Source organism: Prevotella veroralis, from assembly GCF_018127765.1.
GTDB lineage: Bacteria > Bacteroidota > Bacteroidia > Bacteroidales > Bacteroidaceae > Prevotella > Prevotella veroralis.
In genome coordinates this window covers 707,783-719,846 of sequence record NZ_CP072330.1, presented here as the reverse complement: position 1 = coordinate 719,846, position 12,064 = coordinate 707,783, and the positions used below count along the sequence as shown (strand labels likewise).

The following is a 12,064-nucleotide window of genomic DNA, read 5'->3' as shown; positions in this document are numbered from 1 at the left end:
GTTAATACCAAGAAAGGAGAATTCCTACAAGAAAATGACAAAAAGGAAACAAGAAACGTATATAAAGTTTATCATTACTTGCGTTTGTACATTCATTGCCCTACTCTTCCCTTATCATTTAATGGCTAAGACTATTGAGTATAAGGATAATGGTAAGGAATCAGCAAATAAGGATGAGAGAGCTGACTCAATGCTTGTATGCCAGTTGCGTCACAAGGGTATAAGCTTTTCACACAATAACTCGGTCACTCTTCTTTGTACTGGTCAGGAGAAGTTCGACGACTTGTTCAAAGCAATAGACCAAGCACGTTCGAGCATTCACTTAGAATACTTCAACTTTCGTAACGATTCAATCAACGATGAACTCATACGCCATTTAGAGAAGAAGGTGAAGCAAGGTGTTGAAGTGAGGGCTATATTTGATGGGTTTGGGAATGCCAGTAATAACCGCCCCATGAAGAAGAGTACTTTGAGGGCGATCCGCAAGAAAGGAATAGAGATATATGAGTTTAAGCCTATAGAGTTCCCTTGGATACATGATATCTTCAATCGTGACCACCGAAAGATTGTTATCATTGATGGTAAGATAGCATATACAGGTGGGATGAACGTGGCAGACTATTATATAAAAGGTACGAAGGTCGTTGGCTCATGGCACGATATGCACTGTAGAATAGAAGGCGATGAGGTAAACACTTTACAGAACATCTTTCTCCGAATGTGGTATCTTGTCTCTACGAAACAGGTGCATGGAGCGAAATATTACCGCGGTATATCGAATGCTGACTATATCAAAGGATTAAAACCAGACACTTGCAAAAGCGCTGGCAAAAAGATGGTTGGTATCATCAATCGAGAGCCACAGGTCAGCAAAGATATTATCCGTTACTTCTATGTTAACGCCATCAATGACGCAAAGGATAGTATAAAAATCATCAATCCCTACTTCACGTTAAGTCCTACTCTAAAGAAGGCTTTGCGTAAGGCTGTAAAGAGGGGTGTGAAGGTTGAGATATTGTTGAGTGTAAGGAGCGATATACCCTTAACGCCAGATTGCGGATTCTATAATGCTCATCAGTTGATGAAAGAAGGCTGTACGATATGGCTTTATAAAGCAGGATTCCATCATACAAAGATTATCACAGTAGACGGACAATTCTGTACTGTTGGTTCTGCAAACCTCAACTCACGGAGTCTTAGGTGGGACAGAGAAGAGAATGCAGTGATCGTTGATAAATGTACAACCCATGAATTGGATACTCTCTTCGAGAATCAGAAGAAAGATAGTTTCAAGCTAACAGAGAAACTTTGGAAACAATGGCGAACTCCCTGGCAACGCTTTAGAGGATGGTTCGCACATCTTCTGTCACCTTTCTTATAATAAGATAAGGTATATTACACTATTCCGTAAGACCACTAAAAAGACAAGATCTTGAGGAGAGGTCTTGTCTTTAATAAATCGGTACTTATAAATTTATATCTTATTAATGTCAACATAACCATGCATAACGGCATAGATGGTCAATGCGGAGACACTCTTCATACCTAACTTATCCATGATATTCTTTCGGTGAGTAATAACCGTTGTCAGGCTTATATTAAGCTTTTCGGCAATTTCCTTATTAATCATTCCTTGAACGATCAAGGATAGAACTTCTATCTCACGATTGCTCAATATCTTATTCTTCAAGACCTGTGGTAACTCTGGTAAGTTCTTTCCGCCCGAGTGACCGTATTGTTCTATCTTCAGAATAGCTTTTACAAGTTCCTCTTCGGGAACATTAATACAAAAGCTATGGAAGCCTGACAACTGAGAGTTTGGATTCTTTGTAATTGTCAGGACAATTGTCTTATGTATGCATTGAGAGAAGAACTGCCTATTTTCTAACACAATTACTTGCGCTACGAAATAATGATAGAAAGTATCTGGTTGAGCCTCCTCAAACGCTTGGAATGAAGAGAAAGTCTCCACAGTCATAATTGGTATTACATTCTGTAATATCTGTTTTAACCCTAAAACAGCAAGTGTATTAGGGTCTACAATAGCCATCTTGGGGCGGCTCATCTTCTTTATTTCTACATTCTCCATACGCACAGACAAAGATGAAAATTAATTTAAGGAAAGACTAATTAGAAGAAACTCTAAACTCTCCATTTGCGGACAATTACAATTTCACACTACTTATATCAACCAAGTTGTTGACAATAGCATATATAGTTAAACCTGCAGGAGAATGGATCTGTAACTTCCGCGCAATATTCCGACGATGTGTAATTACTGTATTCGTTGATATACAAAGGTGGTTGGCGATTTCTTTATTTGTCATTCCTTGTGCAACAGAAACGATTACATCTTTCTCTCGATCACTAAGAACTTCATTCGATTCTGGGTTCTGTGTAATCATGTTAGAGATCTTTACACTAACATCATTTTGTTTACTCTTCTGCTCTAAACGTCTGATGACTGGAATGAATATTTCCTCTTCAACCCTTGCATGTTGATTAAGCCATTCCTCACAATTATATATATCATATAAGGTGGCGGTGAGACGATTGTTATGATGGGAATCAGAAGGGAGGTACTTAATAATAATGCTCTTCAATTCGCGCAACTTAATATCCGTCTGGCTATGATGTTTTGAATAGGTTTCTACATCGTATGTGTCATTAGTCTCACCTTTTAATAAGGAGTCAACATAAGGAAACACATTCTTTTCTTCGTATTGCATGTGGTTACGAATAGAATGAGCATACTCATCATAAAGACGGAGTATGAGGCGAGCAAGATTATCATTCTCGTCCAATGCAGCCGTCAACTCTTTTCGTATGAAAGGTAACTCATAGTCAAGATAATAAGTGTGGCTTGCCTTAAGATACTGCATAAGCGTAGGTATGGACAACCTATCAATATCATCAAAGCCCTTATATCCATTGATAGAAAAATTAACAACTGACAAGAATGTATAAGTATCAACATTTTGGTCATTGCAAACTTCTCTTACAGTCTTATCTCCAAAGCCCAAACTAATGCCAAAACAACCTAGACTCTGCAATAGACTGTAGTTGTCTCTGATAAGGTTTATCATCTTATCATCGGGCTCATACATCTTTTGATTCTTCATCTTGTCTTTCCGTAATAATATCGTATGCAAAATAACAAAAAAAAGTTCAATAACACAATAATAATCTTTAAGTATTTGATATAATATCTTCATTTATTAGTATTTACAAGTAAAAAGCAAGCCTTCTAAAGCAGAAATTAACACAAAACAGATGGTTATTTTATCACTCATCACAACAAAAGTACTAACAGATAACCTTACATTTATAAGCAATAAAAAGTCTTGTATCTATGATGAAATTATCTACTCAAATACAGATATACACGCATGACAACACAAGAGATGCTCCCTTTCTAATGAGAAAAGCCTCTTCTATGAAAGAAAAGGGCGTTACTTCACATTATAAGAAGCATATACTTATAAGATTATGAATGCACTCTTTTTAATAGATGAGACTGAAACAAAGACAACAATACCTATTTATAATGATTCAACAAAAGAATTATACGGGCTAAAGTAACACTAAAATAGATGAAATTTCAATAAATATAGGTATTGTCTTATTTAACGAAAGGAAGTAACTTTAATAATAATTATATAATAGACAAGAACTCAATGAATAATTTTGCTTTCAGGATTATCTTCGGCGCACTTTTAGCAGGAACGACTACTGCACAAGCACAAGTTAACGCTGCAGACTCTGTAATGAATCACGTCAAAGGAAACAAACTAAGTCTTGGTGGTTATGGTGAAGCTGCTTACTCACGCAACTTCTATAGTGATAACGGCAATCGTTATACAACTCCTAACCTTTACAAGAAAGACCCTAGCCACGGACGGTTTGACATTCCACATGCTGTTATCTATCTTGGTTACGACTTTGGTAAAGGTTGGTCTATGGGTAGCGAAATCGAGTTCGAACATGGAGGCTCTGGTTCTGCCATTGAATATGAAGCCGATGAAGCTATTGAATTTGAACACGAAACCGAAAAAGGTGGAGAGGTTGAATTAGAACAGTTCTGGTTACAGAAATCATTTGGTAAGGCTTTCAACATTCGTGCTGGACACATCGTTGTACCTTTCGGTTTAGTAAATGCACACCATGAACCATTGAATTTCTTCACAGTATATCGTCCAGAGGGTGAGAATACGATTCTACCAAGTACTTGGCATCAAACTGGTATTTCATTTTGGGGACGTAAAGGTGACTTCAGTTATGTAGCACAGATGATTGCTGGATTGGATGCTTATCATTTCAGTCGTGCTAACTGGATTCAGAAAGGTACATCAAGTCCTTTTGAGTTCGAGGTCGCTAATAAGTATGGTTTCCTTGCACGTGTAGACAATCATACTATTCCTGGTCTTCGTATTGGTGTTAGTGGCTATGTTGGACAGGCAATGCACAACAACGTACCACACGATAGCGAGAAGGGTGCAAAGAAGAAGATTAAGGGTAATGTCTATCTTGGTAGCTTAGACTTTACCTATAATAAATACAACTGGATTGCAAGAGGTAACATCGATTATGGTTACGTTAGCAACGCAAAAGAGATTACACAGCTTTCTTATCCAAACGTTCAATATGTCAAGCCATACGAGTCAGGGAATGGTAAATACTTCGGTAGTCATGCTATGGCAATGATGTTTGAAGTAGGTTACGACATCTTCTCTCAAATTAATAAGATGCGTGCCGATAACCAGAAGCTCTATATTTTCGGTCACATTGAGCACTATGACTCTTATATTCATGCCACAACCAAGCAATGGACTAACAGAACCATCCTTGCAGCAGGTATCAACTACTACCCTATTCCACAGATTGCTATCAAGGCAGAATACAACTACCGCAATCTAAAGAAAGGATATAACGATGAGCCTGCTATCAATATCGGTATAGCCTACGAGGGCTTCTTCCTATAAGAGAAAACAAATATTATAAACTATCATTAAATAAAGATTGTAATGAAGAAAGTAACAAAACTCGCAATGTTCCTCCTTGCAGGAACATTAGCAACAGGTTTTACATCATGTAGCAGTAGTGATGATGAAGGTATTAACACTACAATTCTTACCCCAGAACGTCAGGCCGAATTAAACAAGGCTGCAAGCGAAAGTAGCGCAAATGCTAACAAGACCGAGATGGGTAAAGTTGTTGCCAATTACCTTGAGGCTGTTGTTAAACCTACATACTTAGATTTAGCACAGAAGTCTAATGCTCTCTACAATGCATGTCAGAACCTTTATAAGAAGCGTAAAGCTGGTAAATTGACACAGAGCGATATTGATGCTGCATGCGAAGCATTCAAAGGTGCGCGTAAAGACTGGGAACAGAGCGAGGCATTCCTTTATGGTGCTGCTTCAGACAATGAGATTGACCCACATATTGACTCATGGCCACTTGACCACGACCAGTTGACAAAGGCTCTAAATAATGCAGATGTTATCGCAGGTATTAATGGCGAGAGCCCAACCAAGTATGTTTATGACAACAATGGTAAATTCGACTCTGTATTAGGTTTCCACGGCTTGGAGTTTGTTCTGTTCCGCAATGGTAAGAATCGCACAGTAGCTGATTTTAATGCAGAGAAAGAAACAGAGCAGGGTCTTACAAGTGTAAGTACTGTAAACGAGGCAGCTTTTGCAGCAGCTGTAGCCGGTGACCTCCGCAATATGACTTATCTTTTGGAATATAGCTGGTTAGGTACAAGTATTCCAACATCGCATTTGAACCAGCTTGCTAACGCAATGTGGGTAGTAAACGGAACACGTCACCAAGGTCTATCACCAAAGTTGATTCCTTATCGTGACTATTCAAACTTCGCAACAACAGATAAGGGTTACTTCACAACATGGCACGAGACTCTGAACAACATCTTCATTGGTGGTTGCGTAAACATCTGCGAAGAGGTTGCTTCTCAGAAACTCGGTCAGGCGTATCGCAAGGCTACAGGTACTGGTACGGCAGACGATGCAGCTAACTATATTGAGTCACCTTACAGCAAGCGTTCATTCCAGGATTATCAGGACAATATCTACTCTATCAAGAATACATTGTATGGTGTTCGTGGCACAGAGACGATCTCTACTCCTGCACCGAACTCTATCATGAACTTCTTGAAGAACAACAATTATCCTAAGTACAAAGACTTGAATGACGCTCTCAAAGAGGCTATCAGTGCACTTGAGACAGCTAAGAAGAGCGGTATTGCTTTCATCGATAATCCAGGTCATGCACAGGTTAAGACTTGCATCGAGAAGGTTGATGCCTTGAATCAGGCACTCAATGAAGCTGGTACATGGATTAACCAACAGACAGATAAGTAAAGACGGGCATTGCCGTATGGTATTAAAGATGATCAAACGGTGGAAAGGTGAAGTTGCACCCAATATATTATTTACCAAGTATCATCTTCCTATAAGGACTATCGAATTGGACTAATTAGTCCAAGTGATTGGACAAACGTGTCCAATTAGTTGGACAAGCCTGTCCAATCAGCAATATCTTATAAGAAAAGAAAGAGACAACAAGGTTGTATGTTCTTCCATACAACCTTACGTCTCATTAAATAATAGATTTAAAAACATTATGAGACACAACAGCTATAGCAAATTCTTGCTTGCAGGAGCACTATTATGTTCATTTGCTGCTTGCTCTGACGACAATGTTACGCCAGACAAACCACAGAAACCTCAAGAGCCAGAAACCAAATACATTGGTCAGGCAGTAGGTAACTTCTCTGCAGATGAGTGGTATCCAGGTGGTAAACTCGGAACAACAGAGAACACTGCTGCCGGTGGTTATGAGGATAATACACCTGCTATTGACGAACAAGGTCTGACCGATCTCTTCAACCAAGGTGATATGATGGCAAGTGCAAAATACACATTAAGCACCGAGCCTTACAAAGGTTGGGGACCAGTTGCCTCACGTCGTTCATGCGAGTACTGCCACTCTGGTGGTTATGCTCACGGACACAGTCGCAACAACATGGATCCAGTTAAGGGCAATGGTTACATCGTTTCTGTTTATACACCTGATGCACCAGGCAGTAACAATGGTACTCCTATCAATCAGCTCACAACTTTCACAATGTTGCAAGCTGTTGAGCCTTTCTTGCCTCCAGTTGATCCAAATCAGATACAGATTACATGGCACGACGTAACTTCTATGCCAAGTGGACTACCAATGCAGTTCCCTGATGGTGAGAAGTTCAATCTACGCTATCCATCAGTATCTATTCCACAGTCTGCATTCAATACTGACCCTAAGCCAAGCAACTATGAAGTACGTTTGATAGCTTCATGTAACTTCCAAGGTCTTGGTTTGATTGATGCTATTTCTAATGAAGATCTGGAGAAGCAATACAAGGCGGAAGGACAGCACGTAGAGTTAAACCCAGAGTTCTTCGATAACGCCACAAAGCAATTGAAAGCTGATGCTTGGGCAGAGGATGCTTTCGGCAATAAGTTCGTAAAGCGTTTCAACTACGATTTGCTCGATGGTTGTCTTGAGAACGACGTAGCTCTTTGGGACGAGTTGAATGTTCTTCGTTCAGATATCAAGCACATTTGTTCTACAGAGCCATGGGCTAAAGCAATGTCAGAGAACGAGAACGTGATTAGTTACATCCAACAGCATGGTAGCGATCCTAACTCTTACGTTCATCCTTATTACAACGATGGTACACGTGAGGGAATCAAGAAAGCCGTTGCATATCTGCTCTCTCCAAACGATAACGTGAACCTTTACAACAACCCTTATTATAACTTCAAGCCAGAAGTGAGCGATGAGGCTTATCATGCGTTCATGGTTTGGCACAGAGGTATTGCCGTTCCTCGCGCAAGAAACTTGAACGACAAGGACGTACAGCGTGGAAAGGAACTCTTTACTGGTGAGTTAGGCTGTGCTCATTGTCACAAGGCTTCTTGGACTACGGGTGCAGACAACCATGGCTCTTCTAAGATTATTGGCAATAAGCAGTTGCCTAAGTATGCTAATCAGAAGATCTATCCATACTCCGACTTTATCCAGCATAAGCTCGATATGAAGAATGATATTCATGGTTCATGGTGCCGAACAACACCTTTATGGGGCAGAGGTCTTTCATTGATTAACTCTGGTGCAGAAGATCGCTTGCATGATGCTCGTGCTCGTAATGAGATTGAGGCAATCATGTGGCATGCATACAGCAAGAACAGTCAGGCTTATAAGGCAGCCTTCAAGTTCTATAACTTACCAAAGAAGGATAGAGACGCCGTAGTTAAATTCATACGCTCTATCTAAATGAACAGCAATTAACAAAACATTCATAAGAAGAAGATGGGATTCGCAGAAGAGTTCCGTCTTCTTTTATCTTACTATAATGCGAACAAAAAGATTACTTGAGATTGTGTATATACTCATTATCGCTATAATGGCGATAGGAACAGTCATTGGGAAATACACAAGCCTTGATTACGTATCGGATAATATCTTCGGTTCTTGGTGGTTCTGCCTATTATGGGCAATAGGGATTGCTGCGGGAATCGTTTACTTCATAAAGCGAAAGACGCGCCGCCCTATCATCGTATTGTTACATCTGTCATTTGCTGTCATTCTCCTTGGCGCATTGCTTACTCATCTTACGGCGCACAAGGGAATGTTACATCTTAGGCAAGGTAAAGTCGTAAACACGTATATAACAAAAGACGGCAACGAGGCACAATTACCTTTCTCTATCTCACTCGACAGATTTAATATTACCTATCACGCAGGCAATATGGCAGCCATGGATTACGCCTCGGTCATTACTATAATAAAAGGTGAAAGGAAAGAAGAATATCAGGTATCTATGAACAAGATATATTCAGGCTATGGCACACGCCTTTATCAAAGTAGTTTCGATGAAGATATGAAAGGTTCATACTTAGCAGTCAATTCTGATCCATACGGCATTCCCGTTACTTATACAGGCTATGCCCTACTCTTCTTTGGGCTAATAGCTATGCTTATAGAACCGAAAGGAAACTTCCGCCGATTGCTTCGCACTAATATTAGTAAAGTTATCATTCCATTGTTCTTACTCTTTGCTGGGACATTATCAATCAATGCTCAACCTTCCTTGACTCGCGAGACGGCAGACGAGTTCGGAAAGGTTCTCATTGTTTACAATGGACGTATCTGCCCAATGCAAACATACGCCATTGACTTCACTAAGAAGCTCTACGGAAAGAAGAATTACAAAGACTTCACGCCTTGTCAAGTCCTCACAGGCTTCATGTTCTGGGGTAAGGAATGGATGAAAGAGCCGATACTCAAGATGAAAGGTAGCGAATTGCGTGAGAAGTTAGGATTAGATGAATACATCTCACCCATAAGTCTTTTCGGACAACAAGGTTATATCCTCGGTCCATATCTTCAAGACGCACAGAACCAGCAGGACGATGCCGTTGCCAAACAGCTCCTTGACACTGATGACAAGATGATGTTATTAATGGATCTAATGCAAGGCAAAACGCTCAAGATATTTCCTTATACATCGAATAAAGGAGACATAGATTGGTTTGCACCCACCGACCGAATGCCCCAAACAATGCCCAAGGCACAACAACAATATATCCACAGCATACTTTCCCTGGCAGGACAATTAGCAAACCAAGGGAACACGAGTATGCTAAACGAACTTGCACAGAAGTTACAAAAGTATCAATACACATACGGCGGCAATACGATTCCCTCTCCAACCGAGATAAAAGCAGAGAACATCTATAACGCATTCCCGTTCGCAACCATTCTCTTCATTGTCAATCTCACCTTAGGGATGCTGTCCGTCATCTTCCTAACCAAGAGGAAAACATACCGATTCTTTACTTATCTCATGGGCTTATCATGGCTCGTGCTCACATTCACCTTAGCTTTAAGATGGATTATCAACGGGACAATCCCTATCGCAAACGGGTACGAGACAATGCTTCTACTCGCATGGCTCATCATGATTGTTTCAATCCTCACAACCCATAAAATGCAACTGATGACCACCTTCGGACTACTCATGAGCGGCTTTATGCTCCTCGTCAGCCATCTCGGGGAGATGGATCCAAGCATTACGCCTCGCATGCCCGTGCTGAACAGTCCGTTGCTAAGCATACACGTGAGCATCATTATGATATCCTACGCCCTACTCTCCCTCACCTTCATCAGTGCCATTGCCTACTTCTGCACATACCGAAGTAAGAAAGCAAGCATCATTCAGATAAACCGACAACTGACCAATCTCTCACAAATCTTCCTCTATCCAGCCATAACAACGCTCGGACTCGGAATATTCATCGGAGCAATATGGGCAAACATCAGCTGGGGAACCTATTGGGGCTGGGATCCAAAGGAGACGTGGGCACTCATCACCCTTATGATTTATGCCATTCCCTTGCACACTGCCAGCTTACAAGCGTTACGCCAACCTCGGCAGTATCATCTTTTCATGCTCGTAGCCTTCCTAAGCATCCTCATGACCTACTTCGGTGTAAATTATATCCTTGGAGGCATGCACTCCTATGCCTAAGTGTGGAAAAGTAAACGAGTTGACAGATTAACAAGTAAACGAGTTATTAGTTCTGTTGAACATAGTTGCATCAAGTAGGGCCAGACGCCCTCATCTGTCCGCCCCTTCATCCTTTTATAACACTCCATTGGGCAACATCTCCTCTTTAGGGGCTTGGGGAGACTTCCATTACTCGTATTCTGGCGGACAGACGAGGGCGTCTGTCCCTACTTTGAGGCACTTATTTCAAACAATGTGAATACCTCCTTTAATTCAAAATTACGGTTATTTTCTATGAAACCTGTATAATTAATAGAAGCAAAAAACATCGTAATAAGTAGGGACAGACGCCCTCGTCTGTCCGCCCCTTCATCCTTTTGTAACACTCCGTTAGGCAAAATCCTCTCCTTAGAGGCTTGGAGAGGCTTCTATTGCTTGTATTTTGGCGGACAGACGAGGGCGTCTGTCCCTACTTTGAGGAATTAATTTTAATAACTGAGACATGCATAAATCGCCTAAGGAATAAGTGGAGGAAACGAAATGTATATGTATTGCATTCGTTTTCTCTGCTTATTCTTTTGCATTTCTCGGTACTTTCTATTATCTTTGTACGTAGAAAATAATATTATCACTCTGTGATAATTATTTATCACTATAGAGATAACTATTTATCAGTAAGTGATAATTATTTATCACGATAATGATAATATTAATTCATACGTAGCTTTTAAAAAGAAAGTACGTACAAATTCATTAAACTAAACAGAGGAAATAAACTAAAAATATAATAGAAAATCTAAAATTAAAAGCGTATGAGCGTAAAATACAAACTTCTTAAAAATAGCAAGGAACTATCGAAATTATCAGAATATAGGGCAGTAACGATCGAAAATCAAGTTGTTGACATTGAGCAAATAGGCGAAGACATACAAAACGCAACAACACTTACCCCTTCTGATATCAATGCTGCCATAATAGCAATAAGACGAGAAATGGCGATTCAACTGAAGATGGGGAATGCTGTGCACCTGCCGGGAATCGGTTACTTCACACTTTCAGTGAAGGGGGAACTATATCAAGATCCGCGTTCAAAGCATTTCCGATTGCGAAAGCCAATGGTGCGAACGGTAAAGTTCCGTCCTGATATGAAGATGATAAATACTTTATCTGACACAAAGTTTGAGAATGCAACTTATCAGGAGGGGATATCTTCTATTCCAAAAAGGGAAGATATTGACAATGCTATCGTTACCTTACTATCTAATCAGCCCTTTTTTTCAATAAGAGAACTACGGCAATACCTTAATCTATCGCAAGTAAATGCTTATCGTATTGCTAAGAAATTGGAAAAGGAGGGAAAGATTCGGAATATAGGAAAAGGAAGAAGTAAGTTATTTATTCTAAATGATTCTTCTTCTGAATAAAGGGAAACAAAAATGCGCTCCACTATTTGAAGCGCATTTATTATATTAGTTTTATAGG

The 12,064-nt window shown here is 40.1% G+C and carries 8 protein-coding genes; 6 read left to right on the top strand and 2 right to left on the bottom strand.

The features are described 5' to 3' along the window. The first annotated feature begins 34 nt into the window (after positions 1-34). Positions 35-1,381 (top strand): cardiolipin synthase, encoded by a 1,347-nt coding sequence (gene cls, locus J5A55_RS03020; RefSeq protein WP_394357745.1) that lies wholly within the window; start codon positions 35-37, stop codon positions 1,379-1,381. A 93-nt stretch (positions 1,382-1,474) separates the two neighbouring features. Here the strand turns inward: cls and J5A55_RS03015 are convergent, their stop codons facing one another. Then, entirely contained in the window at positions 1,475-2,089 is a 615-nt protein-coding gene (locus J5A55_RS03015; RefSeq protein WP_004382752.1) for a response regulator transcription factor, read from the bottom strand. Between the two features lie 76 nt (positions 2,090-2,165). Beyond that, positions 2,166-3,122: a LuxR C-terminal-related transcriptional regulator gene (locus J5A55_RS03010; RefSeq protein ID WP_039851145.1), complete on the bottom strand. Its 957-nt coding sequence runs from the start codon at positions 3,120-3,122 to the stop codon at positions 2,166-2,168. A 555-nt stretch (positions 3,123-3,677) separates the two neighbouring features. On the opposite strand from J5A55_RS03010, the gene J5A55_RS03005 reads away from it, so the two are divergent. The 5 genes from J5A55_RS03005 (at position 3,678) to J5A55_RS02985 (ending at position 12,006) form a co-directional block, all read left to right on the top strand. Continuing rightward, positions 3,678-4,982, top strand: coding sequence for a hypothetical protein (locus tag J5A55_RS03005; RefSeq protein WP_004382749.1), 1,305 nt, complete (start codon positions 3,678-3,680; stop codon positions 4,980-4,982). A gap of 42 nt (positions 4,983-5,024) precedes the next feature. Continuing rightward, a complete protein-coding gene (locus J5A55_RS03000; RefSeq protein ID WP_004382748.1) occupies positions 5,025-6,386 on the top strand; it encodes an imelysin family protein in 1,362 nt (453 codons plus the stop codon). Between the two features lie 262 nt (positions 6,387-6,648). After that, complete coding sequence (locus tag J5A55_RS02995) at positions 6,649-8,346, top strand: di-heme oxidoredictase family protein (protein WP_004382747.1); 1,698 nt, start codon at positions 6,649-6,651, stop codon at positions 8,344-8,346. Positions 8,347-8,425: 79 nt separating this feature from the next. Then, positions 8,426-10,603 (top strand): cytochrome c biogenesis protein CcsA, encoded by a 2,178-nt coding sequence (locus J5A55_RS02990; RefSeq protein ID WP_004382746.1) that lies wholly within the window; start codon positions 8,426-8,428, stop codon positions 10,601-10,603. Between the two features lie 791 nt (positions 10,604-11,394). Continuing rightward, the gene (locus J5A55_RS02985; RefSeq protein WP_004382742.1) at positions 11,395-12,006 is read left to right on the top strand and encodes an HU family DNA-binding protein; all 612 of its coding nucleotides are present in this window, start codon (positions 11,395-11,397) and stop codon (positions 12,004-12,006) included. Positions 12,007-12,064 lie beyond the last annotated feature (58 nt).